Genomic DNA, 25465 nt, shown 5'->3' on the forward strand with positions numbered 1-25465 from the left:
TCGGGTACCCCGGAAATAGATACCCTCTAGGGGTACCCAACCACGGGCCTCGGCGACGCGGAACCTCATTCGGCCACGCCCGAACCCGGTGTCAGAGGGGGAAGGCGCGCGGGCCCGGGAGGGCCGACTCCAGCTGGGCCGCCAGCGCCAGCAGCGTGAGCTCACCGCCCGGCCGGCCGATGAGCTGCACCCCCATCGGCAGCCCCGCGGGTGCGTCGGCCGTGGGCTCGGTCCAGTGTGTCGGCACGGTGATCGCGGGCAGCCCGGCCACGTTCAGCATCGACGTCCACGGGGTGTACTGGCACTGCTGCTCGAAGTTCCGCTCGGGGTCCTCGGCGTCGTACCAGCCGATCGGCCGCGGTGTGAGCGCGAGGGCCGGGGTCACCACGACGTCGTACGCACCGACCTGCGCCACGAGCGAGCGCTCGAACCCGGTGAGCGTGCGCACCGCCTCGGCGAGCTGCCGCGCGGGGACCGTGCGGCCGATGCGGATGAGCCACTGCGTCAGCGGCTCCAGCTTGTCCAGGGCCGCCGGGTCGTCGATCGGCACCGCCGACGCGCCGCCCATCCACAGGGTCCGGAACGCCGGCGCGTACTCGGGCGCCTCGGCCAGCGCGGTCTCGTCGATCTCGTGCCCGGCCCCGGCCAGGGCACGCACCCCGGCATCCAGCGCGGCACGCGCCTCGGGCGACACGGTGATGTCGTAGAACCCGTCCCAGGCCGACGACGTGGTCACGCCGATGCGCGCGACACCCGGACCGGCCAGGCCGGTGCCCTCCGGCAGCCCGGCCCGCTGCGCGGCCGCGAGGTACGCCCCCGCGGCGTACGACGGCGCCCGCAGCGTGTACGGGTGCGCGACGTCGCCCCCGGCGCGCCTGGGGAGCATCGCCTCCAGCAGCAGGGCGGTGTCCGCCACGGTGCGGGCGATCGGACCGTTCACCACGAGCCCGCCCAGCGAGTCGACGCCGCTGCCCGCCGGCAGCAGCCCGCGCGTGGGCTTGAGCCCCACGACGCCGCAGGCCGCCGCCGGGATGCGGATCGATCCGCCGCCGTCGGACCCGGGGGCGAACGGCAGCAGGCCCGCCGCCACCGCCGCGGCCGCACCGCCGCTGGAGCCGCCTGCGCCGCGGGTCAGGTCCCACGGGGTGCGCGCGGGCGGGGCGCCGACCGGCTCGGTGTAGGCGGGGAAGCCCAGCTCGGGCGCGGCGGTCTTGCCCAGGCTGACGATGCCCGCGTCGTCGAGCACCTGGACGATCTCGTCGCTCTCCTCGGCCGGCGGCAGCCCCGCGAAGGCGCGCGAGCCGTAGCCCGTGGGCACGCCCGCCCGGTTCCAGAGGTCCTTGTCCCCGGTGGGCAGGCCCCACAGGCTGCCCGGCGTGGAGCTCTCGTCGGGTCCGGCCGCCCGGGCCTCCTCCAGCTCCGCCGCGCGTTTCCGTGCCCGTTCGGGGGTGACGGTGGCGAAGGCGCCGACCTGGGGGTTCAGCCGGTCGACCCGGTCCAGGAAGTGCTCGGTCACCTCGGTAGGGGTGAGCTCTCCGGCGGCGAGGAGGTCGCGGAGCTCGACGGCGGTCCGCTCGTGCAGGGCATCCATGTCGCCAGGCTAGGCGCTCGCCACTCCAGCCTCGATGGAATGTCGCTTATGTCTCACCCGCTCTACAGGGGAATCAGGCAAATTCATGAACGTGCCGGTCGGCGCCCGGCGATCTGACCTGCGGGTATGTTCAAAGTTGCGTTCGAATTGCGTTCGGTTGCACTAAATCCCGCCGCGCAGAATGCGCTTCTCCGGCATAGGTTCTTGGAGTGCTGGCACCTTTGCGCCGCGCCGAGGATGTGCGCCCGGGGTGCCGAAAAGATCTCGAAGGGGGAGAGCAATGACATTCTTCAATACGGCACTCGTCGTGCCGAACCAGGTCGACTGGCTGGCGCCGCTCACCAACGCGCTCAGCTCGATCGCGAGCTTCATCCCGAAGCTCCTCGTGTTCCTTGTCGTATTCCTCATCGGGTACTTCATCGCCAAGGCGATCGCCCGGTTCGTGGGGATGATCCTGACGCGCATCGGCTTCAACAAGGTGCTCGAGCGGGCGGGGGCCAACCGGCTGCTCGCCGGATCCGGCATCGAGCCGATCGCGCTGCTCACGAAGATCATCTACTACTTCATCCTGCTGATCACGCTGCAGCTCGCGCTGAGCGCCTTCGGGCCCACCAACCCGGTGAGCGCGATCGTCAACCAGATCGTGGCGTGGCTCCCGAGCCTGGTCGTCGCGATCGTCATCGTCGTGATCGCCGGCGCCATCGCGAATGCCGTGAAGGACCTTCTCCTGAACACCATGAGCGGCGTTTCCTACGGCTCGCTGGTGGCGAAGACGGTCTCGTTCCTCATCATCGCCCTCGGTGTTATCGCCGCCGTCAACCAGATCGGCATCGGCACCACGGTGACAATGCCCGTCCTCGTCGCATTCCTGGCCACCGTGGCCGGCATTCTGATCGTCGGTGTCGGCGGTGCGCTGATCGGCCCCATGCGTTCGCGGGTCGAGGGTTTCCTGGGCAACCTTTCGGAGGGCGCGGCCCCCGCCGCCGCGCCCGCCGCGGACCCGAACAACACGCCCGCCGCCCCTCCGGCCTCGGGCACGTTCGCCCCGCCGTCGCGCGACCTGTGACCACCTGACCGCCGCACCGGCGGTCAGCACGACGACGCCGGGGCCGCACCGTCACGCAGACGGTGCGGCCCCGGCGTCGTGCTGTCCGGGCTCAGTACTCGCGGTCGTCCTGGACCGAGGTCACCCGGGTCCCGTCGGTGCCGGCCGGCCAGTCCTTGTTGTCGGACGTCACGCGGGTCCCGTCCGTGCCGTACTCCCGGTCGGCCGGGACCGATGTCACGCGCGTCCCGTCCGTGTCGTTGTCCCAGGGGTGGCCCGCCGGGACCGACGTGACGCGGGTCCCGTCCGTGCCGAAGTCCCGGTCGGCGGCCGAGGCGGTGGTCGCGCCGAGCACGCCGGCGGCAGTCGTGAGCAGGGCCGCGGCACCAGCGGCGGCGACCCGTACGAACTTCGTCATGGTGAACCTCCTTCGTGGCCGGAGGGCTCGTCCCTCCGGCCCGGTCCACGCTGCGTCACCCGCGGACGGGGCTCAACGAACTTTGGGTGAGGCCGAATGTCCCGCCAGACGCGACTCCCCTTCGAGGCCTAGGTTTCTTCGCTTTCCAGCACTGGAAAGCGAAGAAACCTAGGCCTCAAAGGAGAGCCCGTCCGCCAGGCCCGACCGGGCGGTCGCGGGCCCGGGCGGTCGCAGGGCCGGGCGGTCGGCCCTGCCCCGCGACCGTCAGTCCCGGCTCAGCAGGTCCCGCGCCTCGCCCAGCACCTCGGCGAGCCGCACCAGGTCCGGGTCGTCCTCGGTCGGCTGGATCGCCACGGTGTCCGCGCCGGCCGCGGCGAACCGGCGCACGCCCTCGGCCAGCGCCAGGGCGTCGCCCCAGAGCGCGTGGCCCGCCAGCCGCTCGTCGTCGGCCACGTCTTGGCCCCAGGAGGTGAGCTCGGCGCGCAGCCGGGCGGCGGCGTCCGGCCCTGTGCCGCCGCACACGAACTGGATCACCCGGAACGCCTCGCCGTTCCGGCCGGCAGCGGCCCGCCCCTCGGCGACCCGCTCCAGCGCGGCGGGCAGACCGACAAGGCCCACCGAGCCCTCCAGCACCACGCCGTCGCCCACCTCGCCCGCGAGCCGCAGGGACTTGGGCCCGGTCGCGGCGACCGGCACCTCCACGGGCACAGCGGGCGGCCAGTCCAGCTTCACGTCGTCGAGGTTCACGTACCGGCCCGACGTCGTCACGCGCTCCCCGGCCAGCAGCGTGCGCAGCGTCGTCGCGTACTCCCGCATGAGCGTCAGGGGCGACGCCGCGCGGGCGCCCACCTGCCCCATCCAGGACTGCACGCCGTGCCCGATCCCCGGGATCAGCCGGCCCGGGAACATGCCGTCCACCGTCGCGACCTCCATCGCGGTGAGCGCGACGTTCCGCAGCGGCGTCGGCATCACGCCGATCCCCACGCGGACCCGCTCGGTGGCGGCCAGGATCGCGCTCGCCGCGGAGATGCCGCCGGTCTGGAAGCAGTCCTCCCAGAGCCAGATCTCCTCGATCCCCGCGGCCTCGATCGCGCGGGCGAGCGGGATGACGCGGGACGGCGGGGTCGAGGGGCGGATGATGCACGCCAGTGTGGTCATGGGCACACGCTGTCACGGGTCGAGCGGTCAGATCCAGCCCTTGCGCGCGGCGTGCCAGCCCAGCTGGATCCGGGTCGAGACCCCGGCGATGTCCATCAGCACCTTGACCCGGCGCTGCACTGTCCGCAGCGAGAGCCCGAGCTGGTTGGCCACCGACTGGTCCGTCAGGCCCACCAGCATCAGCCCGAGGATGCGGGCGTCCTGGTACTCGAGCTCGGCGGCGCCCGCCTGCTCGCCCGGCCGCGCGAACGGTGTCGCGTCCCGCCACACGGCGTCGAACAGGGCGATCAGGGCGTCGAGCAGGCCCGAGGGGTGGATGATCAGCGCACCCACCAGGTCCGGCGTGAGGCCCGAGTCCTCGGCGTCGACCACGGTCTGGATCGGCACGAACGCGAGCCGGCGGTCGATGATGAACAGCTTGATCGGCACCCGCTCCGAGAACCGGACCTCCTCGCCGTTCTCGATGGCCTCGGCGACGTCGTCGACGCGCATCATGCCCGTGTCGAGGAACACGCGGTCCACCACCACCCGGTACCGGACGCCGCGGGCCACGGCCTGGTCCTCCGCGGTGTTGTCCTCGGCGGACATCACGAAGACCGGCGGCTTGGTGAACGACTCGACGGTCTCGCGCGCGCCGAGCTGGAGCTGCATGATGCGGTGCTTCACGGCGTCGGCCCCGCGCACCACGTCCACCACGTCGGTGGCCGGACGCAGCGCCGACGAGCGCCGGAAGTCCTCCTCCAGCTCGATCAGCTCGACCTGCGCCGCGCGGATCTCGTCCTTGCGCCGGGCCAGCAGCGCGCCCAGCGCGATCTCGGGCGGGGCGGCCTGGAAGCGGGAGTCGTCCGCGCTCTGCCGAGCCGCCAGCCCGTGGTTCTCCAGGGTGCGCAGCACGTCGAGCGCGTCCCCCGGGTCGCAGCCGAGCCGCTGGGCCAGCTCCGCGGCGTCGAGCGAGGGTGAGGCCACGAGCTCGCGATACGCGAGCGACTGCGACTTGGTCAGGCCGAGCACGTCACTGAGCATGGCATCCTCCCGCCGGATGAATTTCACAGCGCCGTGGCGAGGATACGCCAGGGAGGCCCTCTGAGACGTCCTGGTTTGTCCGGTCCTGGCACGTACCGGCAGCGCCGGGCCGATTGGTAGCCTCCCGAGCGTGAGCACCGAAGACGTGAGCTTCCTCGCGCAGGGCGGCGCGCGGGTCGCGGGCCGCTGGTTCCTGCCCGACGGCGATGTGGCCGGTGTCGTGGCGATCGCCCCCGCCATGGCCATGCCGATGCGGTTCTACCGGCACACCGCCGCCTGGCTCGCCGAGCGCGGGCTCGCGGTGCTCACCTTCTCCTACCGCGGTTCGGAGCCGGACCTCTACGGCCCCCTGCGGGACTCCGCGGCAACGGCCCTCGACTGGTACCACGACGCCGAGGCCGCCGCCGCGCACGCCCGCACCCGGGCCGACGCCGCCGGCGTGCCGCTCACGTGGGTCGGCCACTCGTTCGGCGGCCAGAGCCTGGGCTTCCTGGCCGACGTCGGCGTGGACCGCTGTGTCATGGTGGCCTCCGGCACGGGCTGGCGGGGCAAGGCGGCGCCCGCCATCCGGACCTGGTCGCCGCTGCTCTGGCGCGTCATCGCGCCGGCCGCGACCGCGGTGGCGGGCTACTACCCGGGCCGCCGGCTCCGGATCCTGGACGACCTGCCCGCGGGCGTCATGCGCCAGTGGGGCCGCTGGTGCCTGCACCCCGACTACCTGTTCAGCGAGCACCCCGAGCTGCGCGACCGGTTCGCGAAGGTCGAGACGCCGGTCACCGCGCTGTGGACCGCGGACGACGAGCTGATCTCCCCGGAGTCGATCCGGTACTGGAGCCGCGAGTTCCCCGGCACCGAGATGGAGCTCGTCGAGATGCGGGCGGCCGACCACGGCCTGACCCGCATCGGGCACTCGGGCTTCTTCCGCCCCAAGCGCGCCGTCCTGTGGGAAAAGGTGCTCCTCCCGCGCGTGGCCCTCCGCACGCCGGCGTGAGGTCCCCGCTCGCCCGCAGCCGAACGTAGGGTCGCTCGCTCCAAGAGCCGTCCAGAGCCGACCAACCCTACGTTCGTCTTGGGGGCGCCTTGTGGGCCCGCGGACAGGCCGCCCGTCAGAGCGGGCGGACCGTGCCCCGGAAGTGGCGGGTGTCCTTGCCGGACCGCCAGCCGTCGTACACGAACCCGGAGGCCACGTCCGCGCCACCCTCGGCGACGTCCGTCGCGTACCGGATCGCCACGTCGACCGTCCCGGGCAGCAGCACCGGGCGGAAGAACTCGACGGTCCACTCGTACGCCTCGCCGCGCCGCGCGGGCCCGACCTCGGCCAGCGCCCGCGCCGCGGAGTACATCCCGTGCGCGATCGTCCGCGGGAACCCGAACGCCTTGGCGCCCAGGTTCGACGTGTGGATCGGGTTCTGGTCGCCCGACACGGCCCCGTAGGCCCGGCCGGTCCCGGCGCCGAGCTTCCAGCGCGCGGTCGGCAGGGGCGCCGTCCACGCCTCGCGCGGGGACTCGTCGGCCGGGGCCGCGCCGTCGGGCGCCGTGAAGCCCTTGGCGAGGTAGGTCGAGACGCCCTGGTAGGCCGGGTCGCCGTCCACCAGCACCTCCGCGACCAGGTCGACCTGGACGCCGCGCCGGTGGGCACGGGCGTCCTGCGCCCACGCCCGGACCTCGACGGTCTCGCCGAGCCGTACCGGGCGCAGCACCCGCACGACGTTCCGCAGGTGCACCATGCCGAGCAGCGGCAGCGGGAAGTCGCCGCGCACCATCACGGCCGTGGCCACCGGGAACGCGAGCACGTGCAGGAACCCGGCGGGCAGCACGTCGGACGACGGCTCGCCCAGCAGGTCCTGGTACGCCGCCAGGTGCGCCGCCTCGCCCGCGGTGTCCACGCGCGCGACGCGGTACGTCACCTCGGGCAGCCGGACCTCGCCCTTCGGACGCTTGCCGGCGGACCCGGCGACGCCCTTCGCGAACAGGCCGCCCAGCTTCGGCACCTCGGGCAGGTCGGTCACGCGGTACGACGCCGGGGTCGTCACTGCGCTCTGCGTTCCTCGCACCGTCACTTGCCCACCATGTGCTGACCGCACACCCGCAGCGTCTGCCCGTTGATCCCGGCGGCCGGGCCGGACGCGAGGAAGGAGATCGCCTCGGCGATGTCGACCGGCAGGCCGCCCTGGCCCAGCGACGGCATCCGGCGTGCCACGGTGCGGGTGAGCGCCGGAACCTTCGCGGTCATCTCGGTCTCGATCCAGCCGGGCGCGACGGCGTTCGTCGTGCCGCCGGTGGCCGCGAGCACGGGGGCGCCCGCCGCAGCGTTCGCGATGACCCCGGCCTTCGTGTAGCCGTAGTTGGTCTGCCCGCGGTTGCCGGCCAGGCCGGTGGTCGAGGCCAGGGAGACGATCCGGAGCCCTTCGACACCGGCCGCGAGCAGGCGCTCGTTGATCTGGAGCTGCGCCGTGAGGTTCACGGCGATCACCGGGTCCCACTTGTCCGCCGTCATGTTGGCGAGCAGCTTGTCGCGCGTGATGCCGGCGTTGTGCACCAGGATGTCCAGGCCACCGAGCGGCTTGGTCGCGGCCAGGATCTTGTCGGCGGCGTCGTCGGCGGTGATGTCGAGCTGCAGCGCGACGCCCCCGATCTCGTTCGCGACGGTCGCGAGCGACTCGCCGGCGGGCGGCACGTCGATCACGACCACCTTGGCGCCGTCCCGGGCCATCGTGCGGGCGATCGCCGCGCCGATGCCGCGCGCGGCGCCGGTGACGACGGCCACCTGGCCGGCCAGCGGGGCCTCCCAGTCGACCGGCCCCGCGGCGTCGGACGGGCCGACGGGCAGGAGCTGGCCGTCCACGTACGCCGACTTGGCCGAGAGGAAGAAGCGCAGTGTCGCCACGGCCGAGGCGGAGTCGACGGCCGCGTCGCCCGTGAGCTGGATGCCGTTGGCCGTGGACCCGCCGCGCAGCTCCTTGCCGAGCGAGCGCACCAGGCCCTCGACGCCGCCGCGGGTCGCGGCCAGCACCGGGGCGTCGCCGTCGGCCACGGCGCGGGAGATGCTCACGACCCGGCCGTTGCCCGCCAGCCGCCGCAGCGTGCCGGCCACGGTGAGCACGGGCGCCGAGACCGCCGCGGGCGTCTCGGCACCGGTCAGTACCAGCACGACGGCGCCGAACCGCTCGCCCTCGGCGGTCTCCGGGCTGCGGCGCACGTCGACGTCCCAGCCGGACAGGACCTTGGCGACGGCGTCCGCGTCACCGGCCGAGGCGTCGTCGGACACCACCAGGACCGGGCCCACGGTGAGCGGGCTGCCGGGGCGGTAGCGCCGGAGGATGGCGGGCTGGGGCAGGCCCAGCTTCTTGAAGACGGGCTTGAGCGTCCCGTTGGCCAGGTTGAGATAGCTGTCGGTCACGATGTCCTCTTCGATTGCGTGGCGTACGGGCGGGCTCGGCCAGACTTACACGGACTCGACGAGGGCCACCGCGCCCAGGCCGCCGGCCGCGCAGACCGAGATCAGCGCACGCGCCGGCCGGCCGGTCTCCTTGGCCTTCGCGGCGACCAGCTTGGCCGCCGTCGCGATGATGCGGCCGCCGGTCGCGGCGAACGGGTGGCCCGCGGCGAGCGAGGAGCCGTTCACGTTCAGCTTGCTGCGGTCCACCTTGCCGAACGCGCCGTCCAGCCCGAACTCCGTGCGGCAGTACTCCTCGTCCTCCCACGCGGCGAGCGTGGTCAGGACGGTGGAGGCGAACGCCTCGTGGATCTCGAGGAAGTCGAGGTCGTCCAGTGTGAGCCCGTTGCGGGCCAGCAGGCGCGGGACCGCCGCGACCGGGGCCATGAGCAGGCCCTCGTGGCCGTGCACGAAGTCGACCGCCGCCGTCTCGGCGTCCACGAACTTCGCGAGGATCGGCAGCTCGCGCTCCTCCGCCCACGCCCGCGAGGCGAACAGGACGGCGGACGCGCCGTCGGTCAGCGGCGTGGAGTTGCCCGCGGTCATGGTGGCGGGGTCCGCCAGCTTGGCGCCGAACACGGGCTTGAGCTTGGCGAGCTTCTCGAGCGAGGTGTCGGGGCGCAGGTTGTCGTCGCGGGTCAGGCCCTTGAACGGGGTGACCAGGTCGTCGAAGAAGCCGGCCTCCCACGCGCGGGCGAGGTTCTGGTGCGAGTTGTACGCGATCTCGTCCTGCGCCTCGCGGGTGATGCCCCACTTGGCCGTGGTGATGGCCTGGTGCTCGCCCATGGAGAGGTGGGTGCGCGGCTCGCCCGTGCTCGGGGTGGCCGGGGCCAGGTCCTTCGGACGGATCTGTAGCAGCGCCTTGACCTTGGCGCCGGTGGTCTTGGCGTGGTTGGCGTCCAGGAGCGCGGCGCGCAGCCGGTCGCTGACGACGATCGGCGCGTCCGACACGGTGTCGGTGCCACCGGCGATCGCGGACTCGATCTGGCCGAGCTTGATCTTGTTCGTCACCGCGATGGCGGCCTCGAGGCCCGTGGCGCACGCCTGCTGCACGTCGTACGCGGGCGTGGTGGGCGCCAGGGAGGAGCCCAGGACGCTCTCGCGGATCAGGTTGAAGTTCTTGCTGTGCTTGAGCACCGCGCCGCCCACCACCTCACCCAGGCGCTCGCCCTGCAGGCCGAAGCGGGCGACGAGGCCCTCCAGAGCCGCGGTGAACATGTCCTGGTTGCTGGTCCGGACGTACTTCTTGCCGGCGCGGGAGAACGGGATGCGGTTGCCGCCGATGATCACGGCCTCGCGCGTGGACGGGACGGGGGAGGGGGTAGTGGACACGTCGCTGTTCCTTCTCGGTTCGTCGTCGGGGGCTTCGTCGGGTCGAGCCTTGTCGAGACCTTGGCAGGACGCGACCCGGGTTTCGACCCGGGTGGTGCCCAGGACTCACAGTACCTGATACTCTCAGTCTCGTGAGACGAATCACAAGACCTCTAGCGAGTCAAGGTGGGGAGGCGGAGCGATGAGTATCGGAGTCGACGGTCGTTCGACCCGCTGGGACGACCACCGCACGGCGCGTCGGGCAGAGCTCGTCCGTGCCGCGCGCAAGGCCGTGCACCGCCTGGGGCCTGCGGTCTCGATGGACGAGATCGCCGCCGCAGCGGGTACGTCCAAGTCGATCGTCTACCGGTACTTCGACGACAAGGCCGGCCTGCGGCTCGCCGTCGCCGAGACCGTGGTCATGCAGATGCACGACGCGCTGCGCGCCGCCGCGCAGCAAGCGGACAACCCCGAGATGGCGCTGCGCGAGATGGTGCGCGTCTACCTCGAGATGATCGAGAGCTCACCCAACGTCTACTGGTTCGTGACCCGGACCGCGATCGGTGGCAACGAGCCCGCTCCGGTCGAGAGCGGCCGTCGCGGCCGTCGTGCGCCGGCCCCCGCCGCCGACGACGCCGCGCCGACCTCGCCGGCCGACCTGCATCCCCTGGGCGCCTACCTCGACTCCGTGATCGAGCTCGTCGCCGAGCCGTTCGCGCGTGCCACCGACGTCCCTCCCGCCGACGCCGCGGCGTGGGCCGCCGGCGCCGTCGGCTTCGTGCGCGGCTCCGGCGAGTGGTGGCTCGGCCACCGCACCGTCGAGTCGACGCCGCTGACCCGTGAACAGCTCACCGAACGCGTGACGCTCTGGCTCTGGACCGGTCCGGTGGGCGTGCTCCACCAGGCCCGGCCCGGCGCGGCGCCCGCGACCGCCTGATCCCGACCCACCCTCCCGACACCAGACCTGGCCCTCCGGCCGAACACCGAGGAGAACCGATGACGACCACCTCCGAGCCCGTGACCACCACGGCGACGGCCCCGCAGGCCGTGGCGCCCCAGCCCGAGGCGACCCGTCCGGCGTCGGGCACCCGAGTGGACGTGCCGGCCCTGCAGCAGATGCTGCTCGGGCGCTGGCCCGAGGAGCGGTCCGAGGCCCGCCGGATGGTGGCCGAGCACCCCGAGCTGTGGAAGCAGGAGGGGATCACCAAGGAGGAGCACCGGGAGATCACCCTCGCGCAGATGAAGCAGATGGTGCCATACGGCCAGGTGCTGCGGGCCTTCCCGGAGCGGCTCGGCGGTCGCGACCAGGCCGGCGCCAACCTGGTGGGCTTCGAGGAGCTCGTCGCCGCCGACCCGTCGCTGCAGATCAAGTCGGGTGTGCAGTGGGGGCTGTTCGCGTCCGCGATCAACCACCTCGGCACGGAGGAGCAGAAGGACCGCCTGCTGCCGGGCGCCATGGACCTGAGCGTCCCGGGTGCGTTCGCGATGACCGAGACGGGCCACGGGTCCGACGTCGCCGCGATCGGCACGACGGCGACGTACGACCCGGAGACCGAGGAGTTCGTCATCAACACCCCGTTCCGCGGGGCGTGGAAGCAGTACCTCGGCAACGCGGCGAAGCACGGTGTGGCGGCGACGGTGTTCGCGCAGCTGATCACCAACGGCGTGGACCACGGCGTGCACTGCTTCTACGTGCCGATCCGGGACCCGCAGACCATGGAGTTCCTGCCCGGCGTCGGCGGCGAGGACGACGGCCAGAAGGGTGGCCTGAACGGCATCGACAACGGCAAGCTGCACTTCACGGACGTGCGGGTGCCCCGCCAGGACCTGCTGGCCCGGTACGGCCAGGTGGCGGCGGACGGTACCTATACCTCGTCGATCGACAGCCCCGGACGCCGCTTCTTCACCATGCTCGGCGCCCTCGTGCAGGGCCGGGTCTCGCTCGACGGCGCGGCGATCACCGCGGCGAAGATCGGCCTCGCGATCGCCACGAAGTACGCCGAGCAGCGCCGCCAGTTCTCGCCCGCGACCGGCGCCGACGAGCTGACGCTCCTCGACTACGCGACGCACCGCCGCCGGCTCTTCCCCCGGATCGCCGAGGCGTACGCGATGCACTTCGCCCACGACGAGCTGCTGGACCTGTTCGACGACGTCTTCTCGGGCCGTGAGGACACCCCCGCCAAGCGCGAGGACCTGGAGACGACGGCGGCGGCGCTCAAGGCGACCTCCACCTGGTACTCCCTCGACACGCTGCAGGAGTGCCGCGAGGCCTGCGGCGGCGCCGGGTTCCTCTCCGAGAACCGGTTCACCGGGCTGCGCGCGGACCTCGACATCTACGCCACCTTCGAGGGCGACAACCACGTGCTGCTGCAGCTCGCGGCGAAGCGCCTCGTGGGCGACTACGGCAAGAAGATGGCGCGGGCCGCGAAGTCCCCGGCGGGCATGGCGGGCATCGTGGCCGGGCAGGCCAAGGACGCCGTCCTGCACAAGACCCCGCTGCGCCGGTTCGGCCAGTCGGTGGCCGACGGCGGCGCCGCCCGGTCCGCGGGTCGCCTGCTCGACGCGGACGTGCAGCGCGGGCTGATCGCCGGCCGCTACGAGGGCATGGTCGCGGCCACCGCGATGGGCATGCGCCCCGCGCTCAAGGCCGACTCGATCAAGGCGCAGGAGATCTTCGACGACAACCAGGTCAACCTCATCGGGTCCGCGGCCGCGTGGGCCGAGCTGGTCCGCTGGGACGCGTTCACCAAGGCCATCGGCAAGGTGACCGACCCGGGTACCCGTACGGTGCTGACGCTGCTGCGCGACATCTACGGCCTCACGACCATCGAGCGCCACCTCGACTGGCACCTGACCAACGGCCGCATCTCGACGGGCCGGGCCAAGGCCGTCACGGCGACGATCGACCGCATGCTGAAGGCCCTGCGCCCGCACGTGCTCGACGTCATCGACGCCTGGGGCTTCTCGCAGGAGCACCTGCGCGCCCCGATCGCCGACGGCTCCGAGAAGGAGCGGCAGGACGAGGCCCGCGCGTACTACCGCGAGCTGCGGGCGAGCGGCACGGCGCCGGTCAGCGAGAAGGAGCTGCGCAAGCAGGAGGCCAAGAAGGCCAAGGCGGCCGCGCAGGCCCGGTAGGCGGAGCGACGAGCAACCGCAGGCGCGGCGCACACCCTCGGAGGGTGCGCGCCGCGGCTGCGGTTCTCCTTTGTCACGGCGCCGCCGCGGTGGGCGACGGCGACCTGGTCAGGCGGCGTCCGGGACCGCGGCCACGACGGGTACCGGGAGCTGCTGCACCGGGACCGGCTCGGACTCGGTGTCGGGCTCCTCGTTGTCGGCGGGGCGCGCGAGCGGCCCGCTGAGGATGATCGGGGCACCCATGGCGGGCGCCGGTTCGGGGATGGCCCGGACCACGACGAAAATGCCCGCCAACCCGAGGAGGGCGGCGAGCACGGCGAGCGGTACGAGCTGATATGCGAGTGTGATTCCGAGGAGCGCACCGCCGCCGACCGCGACGGATGATCCCAGGATGATGACGCGGGTCATCTGGAGCCTCCCTGCCAAGGTGTCTCCGAGGAGAAGTTGCCCTGCCCCAGGGGGGAACTCTGTGGCGCCGCACCACCGGAAGATGTTCGTCGTGCAGCTGAGGGCGCGCGAGGAACAGGTGCCGGAGCCCGGCTGAGCTGGGGCTCATAGATTGTTTGGCGAGCCTGCCTCGCCGTCTTTCCAGGAAACCCCACCCCGACCTTCCCCGCACCTCGAATGGCTCCGGTACTGGTCACGACTGGGTCACGGCCGCGTTGGCCGCAGCTCAGACCGGGTTGCAGTGCGCGGTGGCCGTGAGGATCAGCCCGACGTCGGGCCGCCACGGCTCCAGGTTCCACGTCTCCTTGTCCGCCGCGCCCAGGGCGTGGCACACGAGCTGGTGCTCCATGGTGTCGCTGTCGGCCTCCGGCTCGGCGGCCACGAGCTGCGTGCGGATCAGGTCGAGGCCCGCCTCCCCGGCGTGCCGGGCCCAGTCCGCCGGGTCGAGGGCGAGGGACCGGCCGCCCTCGTTCTCGCCCCAGCTCATGCCCTCGATCGCCTGCGTGCCCACCACGAACGTGAGGGTGAGCGGCGTGGTGCGCTCCGGTGCGTCCGTGCCCGCGCCGGCCGACCGGTCGTCGAGCTCCACCTGGGCCTTCGTCGCGTCGATCTCGGTGACGTCGATGCGGGGCGCGTCCGCCGCTGCGTCCGCCACGGGCTCGGGCGGGCTCAGCGCCGCGACCGGGGTGCCGTTGCCGTCGAGCACCGTGACGCTGCCGTCGGAGTCGACGTCGAGCGCCCCGGGCGAGGTGAGGGCGAGGCGAGCGGTGCGCCCGGGGGTGAGGTCGAGCGTGACCGTGCGCGTGCCCGGTCCGAGCTCGTCCTCCCGCACCTCTGCGGCCTTCCGCGAGCTGACCTCCAGCACGACGTCGCCGGCGGTGACGGTGACGGTGCTGGTCCGCGCCCTGGGCTTCGCGGTGCTCTGCTCGGGTGTCGGTGTCTCCTGCGATGCTGTGGGCGCCGGGTCGGCGGTCCCGTCCGAGCCCTGCGCGCGCTCGACCAGGCTGCAGCCACCCAGCGCGAGGAGGGTGGCAAGGGCGGCGCACGCGGCCAGGGGCGGCGTGACGGCTCGTCGGATCAGCACGTGCCCATTGTGCGGGCCGCCGGGTGCCGGGCGGGCGGTCAGGGATCGGCGTGCCGGGTGGCGCGCGCCGACCTCACCCCCTACAGTTAGAACATGCGTTCGAACAAGGTGCTGGTGGCTCGCGGTCCGGTCGACGTACCGGGCCAGTCTCCGCGTGGTGCAGCCGTGCCGCGCGAGTCGGGGTTCGCGAGCGGTTTCGCGGACCTTTCGGAGGCGGTCGACGCCGTCGCGGCGATCGACTCCCTGCTCTCCTCGCTCGCGGCGTCCCGCGCCGTGCTGATGGAATCCGTCCGGGAGTGGGTGGCCGACCAGCCCGAACTGTTCGACGCCCCCGAGGTCGAGGCGGACGATCTCGCCGGCCTGGCGCCCGAGCTCGTCGAGCGGCTCGCCAAGGCGCTGCGGGTGCCCGAGGGCTCGGCGGTCGCGCTCATCGAGGAGTCGCGGGCGCTGGTGCACGAGCACCCGCGCACGCTCGCGGCGCTGCGCGGCGGGCACATCACGCACGCCCACGCGCAGACCATCCTCGGGTACACCGACGGCCTGCGGCGGGGCAGCCGGGTGGCGCTGGAGACCCGCCTGCTCAAGCACGCGCGCACCACGACCCCCGGCGAGCTGAGCCTCGTCGCGCGGGCCGAGCGTGAGCGGCGGCTGCGTCCGGGCCGGCGGGCCGACCCACCGGTGCACCGGGCGGAACCACCGGCGCGCAGGCCGGAGCCGCAGGTCGCGGACCGGTCCCGGCGTCAGCGGGTCAGCGCCTACCCCACAGGTCGTCCCATGCCGTGAAGGCTTCCTCTGTGTGCGGGGCCTGCTGGTGGCCTCCGCCGCCGGCGGGGGCCTGGGGCTGGCCGCCCCAGGCCGGCGCGTCCCACACGGGAGCAGGCTGGCCGAACGGGTCGGGCGCGGGGTCCTGAGCGGCTCCGTGCTGGGCCCAGGGCTGCTGGTCGTACTGCGCGGGCTGCTCGGGGGCCTGGGTTGTCGCGCCGTACGGCTCGGGAGCGGCCGGGTAGGCCTGGTCGTACGGGGCGGCGTCGTAGCCCCCGGGCGGGGTGGCCGGCTGCGCTGCCTGGTGCGGCTCGAGCCAGGGCTGCGCGGCCTCGGTCTGTCCTGACCAGGGGGACTGCGCGGGGACGGTCTCCTGCGACCAGGGCAGCTCCGGCGCGCCAGGCGTCTCGTAGGCGGGGGCAGGGCCTGCCGGACCGCTCCCGCCATACCGGCTGCCCCCGAGCTGGCTGCTGCCGAGCTGGTCGCTGCCGAGCTGGTCGCCACCGGCCGGGGTGTCCTCGGCCGGCGCGCCGCCGTGCCGGCCGCCGGCGCGCGGCCTGCTGCCGGCGCCCGGCCGGCCGCCGCCTCCCGGCGCGCCTCCGGGTTCCAGCGCGCCGCCGCCGTAACCCGGGCTGACGTAGCCGGGGGTGTCCAGGGATCCGCTGCCGAACGACGACGTCCCGTAGTCCTGTGCGCCGTACAGCGGCTGCCCGAGCGGGTCCTCCCTGCGGGGCGACGGCGGCAGCGACGGGTAGCGGTCGTCGGTCCGGCGCGGCGCCGAGACCGCCGCGAAGGTCGTCGTGGCCAGGTACTGCTCGAACGGGACGTCGAAGGTCTCGTCGTGCGCCCAGGCCGAGTCCAGGGGTTCGTTGACGGGAGCGGCCGCGGCGCGGCGGCCGCCGTCGGGCAGCGGGGGCAGCCGGATCTCGCCGGAGCCGTGCAGCACGCTGTCGTGCATCTGGCCCACCCAGTTCAGGGCGAGCTCGAAGCGCATGGTGCTCAGGCCGTCCACGCCCAGCTCGCCGCCCACCGCGGGGTGCGGGTTGAACGTGTAGACGTCCTCCTCGCCCAGCACCATGCCGCGGCCGCGGGCCTCGCGGACCAGGTCGTCCATGAGGTACGTGGCACGTCCCTCGGGCGACTCCAGCTCCGCGTACATGGTCACCGCCGAGTTCCAGCGGAGCTCCAGCGTGCCCTCGACCGTGTCCAGGAACCACCAGCCGTCCAGCGACTCCAGGAAGATGTCGCCGAAACAGGTGGCGAACCGCGGGGTCTGCTCACGGAGCCCCATCCAGCGCCACGAGGCCAGCCCGAACTCGAAGGCAACCTTCGGGAAAGTCCGGAGCAGCTTCATGTCCGAATGAAACCACTTTCGGGTAAACGTCGGGAACCCCTACGTGACATCTTTGTTTCACCCTTGACGGCCGGGTTGGTTTCACCCGCGCCGGCCACCCCTGCCGGACGGCTCAGGCGAGCCCGGACTGGTAGGCGAACACCACCAGCTGGGCCCGGTCGCGGGCCGACAGCTTGATCATCGCGCGCGACACGTGCGTCCGGGCCGTGGCCGGGCTGAGCACCAGCTCCTCGGCGATCTCCTGGTTGCTCATGCCCTGCGCCACGAGGCCGACCACCTCGCGCTCGCGGTCCGTCAGGTCACCGATGCGCGGGTGCGGCTCCAGCGCGCGCGGGGACGCCGCCGTGAACTCCCGGATCAGGGTCCGGGTGGCCGACGGCGCGAGCAGCGCACCGCCGTCGTGCACCGTGCGGATCGCCGCCACGAGGTCCGCGGGCGGCGTGTTCTTGAGCAGGAACCCGCTGGCCCCGGCCCGCAGGCCGTCCACCACGTACTGGTCGTGCTCGAACGTCGTCAGCACGATCACCCGGGTCGCGGTGAGGTCCGGGTCCTCGGCGATGCGCCGCGTGGCCTCGATGCCGTCGATGCCCGGCATCCGGATGTCCATGAGCACCACGTCGGGCCGTACGCGCCGGGCCTCGGCCACGGCCGCGATCCCGTCGGCCGCCTCGCCCGCTACCGTCGTGTCCGCCTCGCCCGAGATCAGGGCCCGCAGCCCCATCCGGACCAGGTCCTGGTCGTCCACCAGCAGCACCGAGATCATGCGACACCTCCTGCGGGCAGCGCCGCCCGCACCTCGAACGACTCGTCGACGGGCCCGGCGTCCAGCCGCCCGCCCAGGGACTCGACCCGGTGCCGCATCCCGGTGATGCCGAACCCGGCCACGAACCCGCCGTCGGGCGAGCGCGGGTTGCGCACCGCAAGCCGTACGGCGTCCGGCTCGTACGCCACCTCGACGCGCGCCGCGGCGCCCGCCCCGTGCTTGACCACGTTGGTCAGCGACTCCTGGAGCACCCGGTACGCGGCCAGGTCGACGGCGTCGGGCAGGGGCCGCGGCGTGCCCGTGACCCGGAGGTCCACCGCGACCCCGGCGGACCGGACCCGCTCGGCGAGCACCTCCAGGTTCGCGAGTCCCGCCGTCGGCGCGCGGTCGGGCCCACCGCCGGAGTTCCCGCCGGGGCCGCCGCCGGGGCGGATGTCCGCGAGCGTGGTGCGCAGCTCGGTCAGGGCCTCGTTCGCGGCTCTCGAGATCGCCTCCAGGGCGGCCTGGGCGTCGTCCGGCCGGCCCAGGTGGAGCGCGATGTCGGCCTGCATCTGGATCGCCGCCAGGCCGTGCCCCACCACGTCGTGCACCTCGTGCGCGAGCCGTAGCCGCTCGTCGTCGCGGGCCTGCTGCTCGGCGGCGGCGCGGCTCGCCGACCGCGCCTCGTCCCACGTGCGCCGGGCCACGCCGATGCTGAACGGCACCGCCACGAAGGCGCTCGTGGGCACCAGCCCGGCCGGCACGCCGAGCCCGGCCGGGTGCGTGAACACGGGCAGCACCAGGAGCACGAGCGTGCCCGCCGCGTAGACCAGGGCGGGCCGGAGCGGGCGCCGTCGGGCCAGGGAGTAGACCGCCACCGCGAGGCACAGCATCACCGGCCCGTACGGGTAGGCGAGCAGCAGGTAGCCGACGGTCGCGACCGTGACCACGCCCAGCACGGGCACCGGCCAGCGGGTGCGGAACAGCGTGCCGGCCGCGGCGACGAGCGCCAGCGCGTACCCGAGCGCGTCGACCGGCCGGTCCAGCGGGGACGAGCCGTCCAGGAACGGCATGCTCACGAGCACGAGCGCCACCAGCACGGCGCTGACGCCCACGTCCTCCGGGCGCAGCCTGCCCATCCGCTCACCTCCGCTCCGTCGGTCCGACGAACCCACTGTGTCCGACGGCGTCCGCCCCGTCACCCCCTGCGCGGCGTAGCCCGGACTACGTCCGGGGACGTAGCCGGCCCCGCGAGGCGCCGCCCGGCGGCGCAGGACGGGTGTCGCCCCGCGGCCGATCCCCGCCCAGGCCCGGCCCGGGACGCTGGGAACGAGGGCGCCGGCCGGGCGCCCCGGGAAGGACGGGAACCGTGGGACGAGACCGGACGAAGACCGCCGTGAACCTGCCGCCGCGCGCCCGCAAGGCCGTGCTGACCCTGCACATCGTGTCCGGCGGCGCGTGGATCGGCATCGACGTGCTCGTCGCCGTGCTCGCCGGGATCGGGCTGGGCGGCGGCTCCGACGCGGTGCGCGGGCTCGCCCTGCGCGCCCTCGCGCAGTTCGTGGTGACTCCCATGCTCGTCGCGGCCCTGGTCTGCCTCGCCACCGGCCTGCTGCTCGGCCTCGCGACGAAGTGGGGCCTCCTGCGGTACTGGTGGGTGGCGGTCAAGCTCGTCATGAACCTCGTGCTGTGCACGCTCATCCTGGTGGCGCTCCGGCCCGGCATGGCCGACGTCGGCGCGGCCGGCGGCGCGATCGAGGCCGGCCAGGTGCCGGCCACCGACATCTCGTTCCTGGTGTACCCGCCGACGGTGTCGCTCACGGCGCTCGCGGTGGCCACCGTGCTGTCGGTCTACAAGCCGTGGGGGCGGGTGCGGCGGGCTGCCGGGCGCGCTCCTCGCGGGGCGGCGCGTCCCGGGGTGTCAGAGGCTCGGCCTACCGTTTCCGCATGAGCACCGAGGGAGCGGCCGCCGCAGGGAGCGGCCTCCGGGTACGCGACGCGGACCCCACCGAGTACGACGCGATCGGCAAGATCGTCGAGGCGGCCTTCGCCGCCGACGGGCAGCTCGCCGCGCCCGACTCCGCCTTCTACGCGGGCGTCCTGCGCGACGTCGCCGGCCGGGCGGGCACGGCCGAGATCATCGCGGCGCTGGACGACGGCGTGGTGGTGGGCGGGGTGACCTTCGTGCCGCGCGGCGGGCCCATGGCCGACATCGCCGGGGACGGCGAGGCCGAGATCCGCATGCTCGGCGTCGCGCCGGACGCGCAGGGCCGGGGCGCGGGGTCCGCGCTGATGCGGGAGTGCCTGGCGCGGGCCGCCCGCGACGGCGCCCCGGGGACGCGGCGGGTCGTGCTCTCGACCAACACGATCGCGCACGGCTCGCACCGGCTCTACGAGCGGCTCGGCTTCGTGCGCGACCCCGCCCGCGACTGGACGCCGGTGCCCGGTGTCGACCTGCTCTGCTACGTGCTGGAGCTGGAGCTGGAGCTGGAGCTGGAGCTGTAGCGGCGCGGCGGGCGCAGCAGCCCCGACGTGATCGCCACGCCGAGCAGGAGCAGCAGCCCGCCGCCCACCTCTGCCGCGTTCGGCACCTCGCCCTGCGCGAGCCAGGCCGCCGTCATGCCGAACACGGGCACGAGCATGGTGAAGGGCACCACCGCGCTCGCCCGGTGGCGCGCCAGCAGCGTGTTCCAGATGCCGTAGCCCACCAGGCTCGCGAGCCACGCGGTGTACAGGGTGGACAGCACGGCGGCCCAGGTCGGGTGCGTCAGCGAGTGGCCGACGGCGGCCGGCCCGTCCAGCACGAGCGCCAGCGCGAACATCGGCACCGGCACGACCAGCGCCGACCACACGGTCATGGACAGGCCGGCCAGCGGCGTCGGCAGGGTCCCGCTCGCCTGCGTCACGGTCCCCAGCCGCCGCACGATCACGTTGCCCGTCGCCCAGGACGCCGCGGCGCCGAGCGTGAGCAGGAACGCGAGCCCCGGCGTCGCGGCGGACCGGCCGAGGCCCACGATCACCAGGCCGACGGCGCCGAGCAGCACGCCGACGAGCTGCGGCGTCGTCGGGCGCTCGCGCAGGGCGACGCTCGCGAACAGGACGGTGAGCACCACCTGCGCCTGGAGCACGAGCGAGGCGAGGCCCGGCGGCATGTCCAGCCAGATCGCGGTGTACATCAGCGCGAACTGGCCGAGGCTGAGGAACAGCCCCACCACGAGCACGTCCTTCATCGGCACGGCGGGCCGGGGGACCAGGAAGATCGCCGGGACGAGCACCACCACGAACCGGATCGCGAGGAAGAGCACCGGCGGCACGTCGTCCACGCCGATGTCGATCGCGAGGAAGTTGGTGCCCCAGATGACCATGACGAGCACGGCGAGGAGCGAGTGGCGCAGGGGCATGGCGTCATCGTCGGGCGCTCCGACGCGGTACGTCCATCGCGTATCACTGGCCGATTGTTCAGCGCCGCTGAACGGTGACGACGGTGTGACTACGTACTTTCCCGATCTTGTTCCACCGAGCGGGTGAAATTAGCGTCGCGGGCAACGGGAGACACACGTTCGCGAAGGAGCGTCCGATGCGTAGCACCAGATTCCGCACGACCCGCACCACGGTCACGGCGGCGGCCGCCGCGGCCCTCGTCCTGTCCGCCTCGCTCGTCGCGTCCGCGGCCACCCAGCACGCGCCCGACGGCGGCTCGGCCCCGTCCGCGTCGGAGGCATCCGCCGCGGTGGGCGCCCTGACCTGGTCGGACGAGTTCGACGGCGCCGCGGGCAGCGCGCCGAACCCGGCCAACTGGAACCAGGAGACCGGCGCCGGCGGCTGGGGCAACAACGAGCTCCAGAACTACACGAGCTCGCGGGACAACTCGGCCCTGGACGGGAACGGCAACCTCGTCATCACGGCCCGCCAGGACGGGAACGGCGGCTACACGTCGGCGCGCCTGACCACCGCGGGCAAGGTGGAGCCCACCTACGGCCGCGTCGAGGCCCGCATCAAGATCCCGCGCGGGCAGGGCATCTGGCCCGCCTTCTGGATGCTCGGCGGCCAGATCGACTCCGGCGTGCCGTGGCCCAACTCCGGCGAGATCGACATCATGGAGAACGTCGGCTTCGAGCCGCACATGGTGCACGGCACCATCCACGGCCCCGGCTACTCCGGCGGCAGCGGGATCGGCGCGGCGTACACGCACCCGCAGGGCTGGTCCTTCGCCGACGACTTCCACACGTTCGCGGTGGACCGCGAGCCCGGCCGCATCACCTGGTCGGTCGACGGGAACGTCTACCAGACCCGCTCCACCGCCGACGTCGGCGGCAACCAGTGGGTCTTCGACCAGCCGTTCTTCATGCTGCTGAACGTCGCGGTGGGCGGCAACTGGCCCGGCTACCCCGACGGCACCACCCAGTTCCCGCAGCAGATGGTCGTCGACTACGTCCGGGTCTACGACCAGGGCTGACCACCCCGACACGTGTCAGACGTACAGGTCACAGGAGGGACCTGTACGTCTGACACGTGGTGGCGGGCCCACGTCGTAGACTGGCGGGGCGCTCCGGCGCCCAGAAACCTACCCCGCACGCGAGGAACTACATGACCGCGCCCGCGTCCCAGGCACCCTCCCGCCCGACTCCCGCCGTTCCGTCACTGGACACGGTCGAGGCCGCCGCCGCCACCCCTGACGAGGTGCAGCCGTACGGCGAGCTCGGACTCAAGGAGGACGAGTACCAGCGCATCAAGGACATCCTGGGCCGCCGCCCCACCGCGGCCGAGCTCGCGATGTACTCCGTGATGTGGAGCGAGCACTGCTCGTACAAGTCGTCGAAGGTGCACCTGAGCAAGTTCGGCGAGAAGGTGACCGACGAGATGAAGGAGCACCTCCTCGTCGGCATCGGTGAGAACGCCGGCGTCGTCGACATCGGCGACGGCTGGGCCGTCACCTTCAAGGTCGAGTCGCACAACCACCCGTCGTTCGTCGAGCCCTACCAGGGCGCCGCGACCGGCGTCGGCGGCATCGTCCGCGACATCATCTCGATGGGCGCCCGCCCCGTGGCGGTCATGGACCAGCTGCGCTTCGGCGCCGTCGACCACCCCGACACCGCGCGCGTCGTGCACGGCGTCGTCTCGGGCGTGGGCGGCTACGGCAACTCCCTCGGCCTGCCCAACATCGGCGGCGAGCTCGTCTTCGACGGCTCCTACCAGGGCAACCCGCTGGTGAACGCGCTGTGCCTCGGCGTGCTGCGCCACGAGGACATCCACCTCGCCAACGCCACCGGCCTCGGCAACAAGGTCGTGCTGTTCGGCGCCCGCACGGGCGGCGACGGCATCGGCGGCGCCTCCATCCTGGCCTCGGAGACCTTCGAGGACGGCGTCCCCGCCAAGCGCCCGTCGGTGCAGGTGGGCGACCCCTTCATGGAGAAGGTGCTCATCGAGTGCTGCCTCGAGCTGTTCTCGGCCAAGGTCGTGGAGGGCATCCAGGACCTCGGCGCCGCGGGCATCTCCTGCGCCACCTCCGAGCTGGCCTCCAACGGCGACGGCGGCATGCACGTCGACCTCGACGACGTGCTGCTGCGCGACCCCACGCTGAACGCCGGCGAGATCCTCATGTCGGAGTCGCAGGAGCGCATGATGGCCGTCGTCCGGCCCGACCAGCTCGACGCGTTCCTCGCCATCACGGGCAAGTGGGAGGTCGAGACCGCCGTCATCGGCGAGGTCAACGACTCCGGCCGCCTCACCATCGACCACCACGGCCAGCGGATCGTGGACGTCGACCCCAAGACCGTCGCGCACGAGGGCCCCGTCTACGAGCGGCCCTACGCGCGTCCCGAGTGGCAGGACGGCCTGCAGGCCGACTCGACGACGGCCGCGGGCCTGGCCCGCCCGGCGTCGGGCGAGGAGCTGCGCGAGACCGCGCTGACGCTCCTGGCCTCGCCCAACCTCGCCTCCAAGGCGTGGGTCACCAACCAGTACGACCGGTTCGTCCAGGGCAACACCGCGCTCGCGCAGCCCGACGACGGCGGCGTGGTCCGCGTCGACGAGTCCACCGGGCTCGGCGTGGCGCTGGCGACCGACGCCAACGGCCGCTACGGCAAGCTCGACCCGCGCTCGGGCGCCGCGCTGGCGCTCGCGGAGGCCTACCGCAACGTGGCCACGACCGGCGCCGAGCCGCTCGCCGTCACGGACTGCCTGAACTTCGGCTCGCCGGAGCACCCGGACTCGATGTGGCAGCTCGTCGAGGCGATCGAGGGCCTCGCGGACGCCTGCCAGGAGCTCGGCGTCCCCGTCACCGGCGGCAACGTCTCGCTCTACAACGGCACGGGCGAGCCGGGCCAGATCGACTCGTCGATCCACCCCACCCCCGTGGTGGGCGTGCTCGGCGTGCTCGACGACGTGAGCACCGCGCTCTCGTCCGGCTGGCAGACCGAGGGCCTCTCCCTGCTGCTGCTCGGCACGACGCGGGACGAGCTCGACGGCTCGGCCTGGGCCGACGTCGTGCACTCGCACCTCGGCGGCGTGCCTCCGCAGGTGGACCTGGCCGCGGAGAAGGCGCTGGCCTCGGTGCTCGTGGAGGCCCGCCGGTCGGGCCTCGCGGCCGCCGCGCACGACCTGTCCGAGGGCGGCCTCGTGCAGGCGCTGATCGAGTCCTCGCTGCGGTTCGGCGTCGGCGCGTCCGTGGCGCTCGAGGGTGTCACGGGCCGCGACAAGGTCGACCCGTTCGTGGCCCTGTTCTCGGAGTCGACCGGCCGCGTGGTCGTCGCCGTCGACCCGGAGCACGAGGGCGAGCTGACCCACCTCGCCGAGGACGCCGGCGTGCCGGTGCTCCGCCTCGGCAGCACCGGCGGCGACGCCGTGGTGGTCGAGGGTCAGTTCGAGATCCCGCTGGACGAGGCCCGCGAGCCCTACGAGGCGACCCTCCCGGCCATCTTCGGCTGAGCCGCCCGGCCCCGGATCGGCACGCTGATCCGGGGCCCGGCGGGGGAGCGATAGGGTCCGGCCTGTGCGATTTGTCCGTGGCCTCATCTCCCTCGTGCTCTGGGTCGTCGCGATCCCCCTGCTCCTCGTGGCGGTGGCCAGGGCGCTCCCGTTCGACAACGTGGCGCCGCTGCCGCAGCTCGTCGCGTTCACGCCGTGGGCGCCGATCGTGGTGCTGCCGCTGCTGATCGTGGCCCTGTTCTCGCGCCGCTGGGTGCTGACGGTGCTGCTCGGGGTCTCCTTCGCGGGCTTCCTGTACTGGACGGCGCCCTTCTACATGCCCCCGGAGACGTCGGCGGTCGCGAACCCTGCCGACGCCGGCACCGTGCGGGTCATGACCGTGAACGCCCTCTACGGGCAGGCCGACGCCGAGAGCGTCGTCGGCCTGGTGCGGTCCCAGAACGTCGAGGTGCTGTCGGTCCAGGAGCTGACCCCCGACTTCGAGCAGGCGCTGACCGACGCGGGCCTGGACGAGCTCCTGGCGCACAGCTTCACGGTCCCCGCCGAGGACAGCCCCGGGGGCAGCGGGCTCTGGGCCACGACCGAGCTGACGGACGTGCAGCAGCAGCGCGGGTCGAGCTTCGCGATGCCGTCGGCCCTGGTCGACGTGGGCGGCACCGACGTCCGCGTCACCGTGGTGCACCCGTACCCGCCGATGCCGGACGAGATCACCACGTGGCGCACCGAGCTGGTCGAGCTCACGGAGCGCGTCCACGAGGACGACGCACCGCAGATCCTGGCCGGCGACTTCAACGCCACCTACGACCACGCGACCTTCCGGGACCTGCTCGGCTCGCGCTTCGTGGACGCGAGCCGCGAGTGGGGCGCCGGCCCCGCCGTCACGTGGCCCGAGGGCAACCGGGTCCCGCCGCTCTTCGCGCTGGACCACGTGGTGGTGGAGCGAGACATGCCGGTCTCCGACGTGGTCGCGATGCAGGTCCCCGGCAGCGACCACCGGGCGCTGGTGGCGACCGTCGTCGTCGAATAGCACAG

The 25465-nt window shown here is 73.2% G+C and carries 23 protein-coding genes; 10 read left to right on the forward strand and 13 right to left on the reverse strand.

Annotated elements, in window-relative coordinates; all coding sequences use genetic code 11:
* Positions 1-91 precede the first annotated feature (91 nt).
* Complete coding sequence (locus H291_RS0114490; protein WP_020015729.1) at positions 92-1591, reverse strand: amidase; 1500 nt, start codon at positions 1589-1591, stop codon at positions 92-94.
* Between the two features lie 280 nt (positions 1592-1871).
* Between H291_RS0114490 and H291_RS30180 the strand changes: the two genes are divergently transcribed.
* Positions 1872-2657, forward strand: coding sequence for a mechanosensitive ion channel family protein (locus H291_RS30180; RefSeq protein WP_051109494.1), 786 nt, complete (start codon positions 1872-1874; stop codon positions 2655-2657).
* Between the two features lie 91 nt (positions 2658-2748).
* On the opposite strand, the gene H291_RS0114500 is transcribed toward H291_RS30180, so the two are convergent.
* The 3 genes from H291_RS0114500 to H291_RS0114510 form a co-directional block, all read right to left on the reverse strand.
* Positions 2749-3054: a hypothetical protein gene (locus H291_RS0114500; protein ID WP_020015731.1), complete on the reverse strand. Its 306-nt coding sequence runs from the start codon at positions 3052-3054 to the stop codon at positions 2749-2751.
* Between the two features lie 264 nt (positions 3055-3318).
* On the reverse strand, positions 3319-4212 hold the full coding sequence (locus H291_RS0114505; RefSeq protein WP_020015732.1) for an LLM class flavin-dependent oxidoreductase: 894 nt from the start codon (positions 4210-4212) through the stop codon (positions 3319-3321).
* A gap of 27 nt (positions 4213-4239) precedes the next feature.
* A complete protein-coding gene (locus H291_RS0114510; RefSeq protein ID WP_020015733.1) occupies positions 4240-5235 on the reverse strand; it encodes a helix-turn-helix domain-containing protein in 996 nt (331 codons plus the stop codon).
* Positions 5236-5365: 130 nt separating this feature from the next.
* On the opposite strand from H291_RS0114510, the gene H291_RS0114515 reads away from it, so the two are divergent.
* A complete protein-coding gene (locus H291_RS0114515) occupies positions 5366-6226 on the forward strand; it encodes an alpha/beta hydrolase family protein (RefSeq protein WP_051109495.1) in 861 nt (286 codons plus the stop codon).
* A 115-nt stretch (positions 6227-6341) separates the two neighbouring features.
* Here H291_RS0114515 and H291_RS0114520 read toward each other — a convergent pair whose 3' ends face one another.
* From H291_RS0114520 to H291_RS0114530, 3 genes are read right to left on the reverse strand one after another with little or no spacing between them, the layout of a single operon-like run.
* The gene (locus H291_RS0114520) at positions 6342-7268 is read right to left on the reverse strand and encodes a MaoC family dehydratase (RefSeq protein ID WP_020015735.1); all 927 of its coding nucleotides are present in this window, start codon (positions 7266-7268) and stop codon (positions 6342-6344) included.
* 23 nt (positions 7269-7291) lie between these two features.
* On the reverse strand, positions 7292-8635 hold the full coding sequence (locus H291_RS0114525; protein ID WP_020015736.1) for a 3-oxoacyl-ACP reductase: 1344 nt from the start codon (positions 8633-8635) through the stop codon (positions 7292-7294).
* A 45-nt stretch (positions 8636-8680) separates the two neighbouring features.
* The gene (locus tag H291_RS0114530) at positions 8681-10003 is read right to left on the reverse strand and encodes an acetyl-CoA C-acetyltransferase (RefSeq protein ID WP_020015737.1); all 1323 of its coding nucleotides are present in this window, start codon (positions 10001-10003) and stop codon (positions 8681-8683) included.
* Between the two features lie 181 nt (positions 10004-10184).
* Here H291_RS0114530 and H291_RS0114535 point away from each other — a divergent pair, with 181 nt between their 5' ends.
* Together H291_RS0114535 and H291_RS0114540 are read left to right on the forward strand one after the other, a co-directional pair.
* The gene (locus H291_RS0114535) at positions 10185-10919 is read left to right on the forward strand and encodes a TetR/AcrR family transcriptional regulator (RefSeq protein WP_020015738.1); all 735 of its coding nucleotides are present in this window, start codon (positions 10185-10187) and stop codon (positions 10917-10919) included.
* Between the two features lie 59 nt (positions 10920-10978).
* Positions 10979-13117, forward strand: a complete 2139-nt coding sequence (locus H291_RS0114540) for an acyl-CoA dehydrogenase family protein (protein WP_020015739.1) — start codon at positions 10979-10981, stop codon at positions 13115-13117.
* A 108-nt stretch (positions 13118-13225) separates the two neighbouring features.
* Here the strand turns inward: H291_RS0114540 and H291_RS0114545 are convergent, their stop codons facing one another.
* Entirely contained in the window at positions 13226-13525 is a 300-nt protein-coding gene (locus H291_RS0114545) for a hypothetical protein (RefSeq protein ID WP_020015740.1), read from the reverse strand.
* Positions 13526-13790: 265 nt separating this feature from the next.
* Positions 13791-14648 (reverse strand): DUF2599 domain-containing protein, encoded by an 858-nt coding sequence (locus tag H291_RS32620; protein ID WP_020015741.1) that lies wholly within the window; start codon positions 14646-14648, stop codon positions 13791-13793.
* A 93-nt stretch (positions 14649-14741) separates the two neighbouring features.
* Between H291_RS32620 and H291_RS0114555 the strand changes: the two genes are divergently transcribed.
* A complete protein-coding gene (locus H291_RS0114555) occupies positions 14742-15431 on the forward strand; it encodes a hypothetical protein (RefSeq protein WP_157237048.1) in 690 nt (229 codons plus the stop codon).
* On the opposite strand, the gene H291_RS34590 is transcribed toward H291_RS0114555, so the two are convergent.
* The 3 genes from H291_RS34590 to H291_RS30195 all read right to left on the reverse strand — a co-directional run bounded on the left by H291_RS34590 (position 15397) and on the right by H291_RS30195 (position 18645).
* Positions 15397-16764 carry a T6SS immunity protein Tdi1 domain-containing protein gene (locus H291_RS34590; protein ID WP_232216072.1) on the reverse strand — a complete coding sequence of 456 codons (1368 nt, stop codon included), beginning with the start codon at positions 16762-16764 and terminating at the stop codon, positions 15397-15399. The genes H291_RS0114555 and H291_RS34590 overlap by 35 nt on opposite strands.
* A 112-nt stretch (positions 16765-16876) precedes the next feature.
* The gene (locus H291_RS0114565; protein ID WP_020015743.1) at positions 16877-17527 is read right to left on the reverse strand and encodes a response regulator; all 651 of its coding nucleotides are present in this window, start codon (positions 17525-17527) and stop codon (positions 16877-16879) included.
* Complete coding sequence (locus H291_RS30195; RefSeq protein ID WP_020015744.1) at positions 17524-18645, reverse strand: sensor histidine kinase; 1122 nt, start codon at positions 18643-18645, stop codon at positions 17524-17526. Before H291_RS30195 ends, H291_RS0114565 begins: the two co-directional genes overlap by 4 nt.
* Before the next feature lie 230 nt (positions 18646-18875).
* Here H291_RS30195 and H291_RS30200 point away from each other — a divergent pair, with 230 nt between their 5' ends.
* Both H291_RS30200 and H291_RS0114580 read left to right on the forward strand, forming a co-directional pair.
* Positions 18876-19457, forward strand: a complete 582-nt coding sequence (locus H291_RS30200) for a hypothetical protein (RefSeq protein ID WP_198012506.1) — start codon at positions 18876-18878, stop codon at positions 19455-19457.
* On the forward strand, positions 19454-20011 hold the full coding sequence (locus H291_RS0114580) for a GNAT family N-acetyltransferase (RefSeq protein WP_020015746.1): 558 nt from the start codon (positions 19454-19456) through the stop codon (positions 20009-20011). Before H291_RS30200 ends, H291_RS0114580 begins: the two co-directional genes overlap by 4 nt.
* Here the strand turns inward: H291_RS0114580 and H291_RS0114585 are convergent.
* Positions 19969-20907, reverse strand: a complete 939-nt coding sequence (locus H291_RS0114585; RefSeq protein ID WP_020015747.1) for an EamA family transporter — start codon at positions 20905-20907, stop codon at positions 19969-19971. The two genes, H291_RS0114580 and H291_RS0114585, sit on opposite strands and share 43 nt — an antisense overlap.
* A 176-nt stretch (positions 20908-21083) precedes the next feature.
* Between H291_RS0114585 and H291_RS0114590 the strand changes: the two genes are divergently transcribed.
* From H291_RS0114590 to H291_RS0114600, 3 genes are all read left to right on the forward strand, one after another.
* Positions 21084-21962 carry a glycoside hydrolase family 16 protein gene (locus tag H291_RS0114590; RefSeq protein ID WP_020015748.1) on the forward strand — a complete coding sequence of 293 codons (879 nt, stop codon included), beginning with the start codon at positions 21084-21086 and terminating at the stop codon, positions 21960-21962.
* Between the two features lie 131 nt (positions 21963-22093).
* Positions 22094-24433: a phosphoribosylformylglycinamidine synthase subunit PurL gene (gene purL, locus H291_RS30205; RefSeq protein WP_020015749.1), complete on the forward strand. Its 2340-nt coding sequence runs from the start codon at positions 22094-22096 to the stop codon at positions 24431-24433.
* Positions 24434-24497: 64 nt separating this feature from the next.
* The gene (locus H291_RS0114600; RefSeq protein ID WP_157237052.1) at positions 24498-25460 is read left to right on the forward strand and encodes an endonuclease/exonuclease/phosphatase family protein; all 963 of its coding nucleotides are present in this window, start codon (positions 24498-24500) and stop codon (positions 25458-25460) included.
* Positions 25461-25465: the final 5 nt, after the last annotated feature.

Origin of the sequence: Promicromonospora sukumoe 327MFSha3.1, assembly GCF_000385135.1 — a bacterium.
Classification (GTDB): Bacteria; Actinomycetota; Actinomycetes; order Actinomycetales; family Cellulomonadaceae; genus Promicromonospora; species Promicromonospora sukumoe_B.

Excerpts from the sequence above, each read along its gene's own strand:
- H291_RS0114555 (WP_157237048.1), top strand. The coding sequence starts at position 14,742 with ATGCGTTCGAACAAGGTGCTGGTGGCTCGCGGTCCGGTCGACGTACCG.
- purL (WP_020015749.1), top strand. The coding sequence starts at position 22,094 with ATGACCGCGCCCGCGTCCCAGGCACCCTCCCGCCCGACTCCCGCCGTT.
- H291_RS0114490 (WP_020015729.1), bottom strand. The coding sequence starts at position 1,591 with ATGGATGCCCTGCACGAGCGGACCGCCGTCGAGCTCCGCGACCTCCTC.
- H291_RS34590 (WP_232216072.1), bottom strand. The coding sequence starts at position 16,764 with ATGAAGCTGCTCCGGACTTTCCCGAAGGTTGCCTTCGAGTTCGGGCTG.
- H291_RS0114545 (WP_020015740.1), bottom strand. The coding sequence starts at position 13,525 with ATGACCCGCGTCATCATCCTGGGATCATCCGTCGCGGTCGGCGGCGGT.
- H291_RS0114535 (WP_020015738.1), top strand. The coding sequence starts at position 10,185 with ATGAGTATCGGAGTCGACGGTCGTTCGACCCGCTGGGACGACCACCGC.
- H291_RS0114565 (WP_020015743.1), bottom strand. The coding sequence starts at position 17,527 with ATGATCTCGGTGCTGCTGGTGGACGACCAGGACCTGGTCCGGATGGGG.
- H291_RS0114540 (WP_020015739.1), top strand. The coding sequence starts at position 10,979 with ATGACGACCACCTCCGAGCCCGTGACCACCACGGCGACGGCCCCGCAG.
- H291_RS0114510 (WP_020015733.1), bottom strand. The coding sequence starts at position 5,235 with ATGCTCAGTGACGTGCTCGGCCTGACCAAGTCGCAGTCGCTCGCGTAT.
- H291_RS0114505 (WP_020015732.1), bottom strand. The coding sequence starts at position 4,212 with ATGACCACACTGGCGTGCATCATCCGCCCCTCGACCCCGCCGTCCCGC.
- H291_RS30180 (WP_051109494.1), top strand. The coding sequence starts at position 1,872 with ATGACATTCTTCAATACGGCACTCGTCGTGCCGAACCAGGTCGACTGG.
- H291_RS0114580 (WP_020015746.1), top strand. The coding sequence starts at position 19,454 with ATGAGCACCGAGGGAGCGGCCGCCGCAGGGAGCGGCCTCCGGGTACGC.
- H291_RS0114500 (WP_020015731.1), bottom strand. The coding sequence starts at position 3,054 with ATGACGAAGTTCGTACGGGTCGCCGCCGCTGGTGCCGCGGCCCTGCTC.
- H291_RS0114590 (WP_020015748.1), top strand. The coding sequence starts at position 21,084 with ATGCGTAGCACCAGATTCCGCACGACCCGCACCACGGTCACGGCGGCG.
- H291_RS30195 (WP_020015744.1), bottom strand. The coding sequence starts at position 18,645 with ATGGGCAGGCTGCGCCCGGAGGACGTGGGCGTCAGCGCCGTGCTGGTG.
- H291_RS0114585 (WP_020015747.1), bottom strand. The coding sequence starts at position 20,907 with ATGCCCCTGCGCCACTCGCTCCTCGCCGTGCTCGTCATGGTCATCTGG.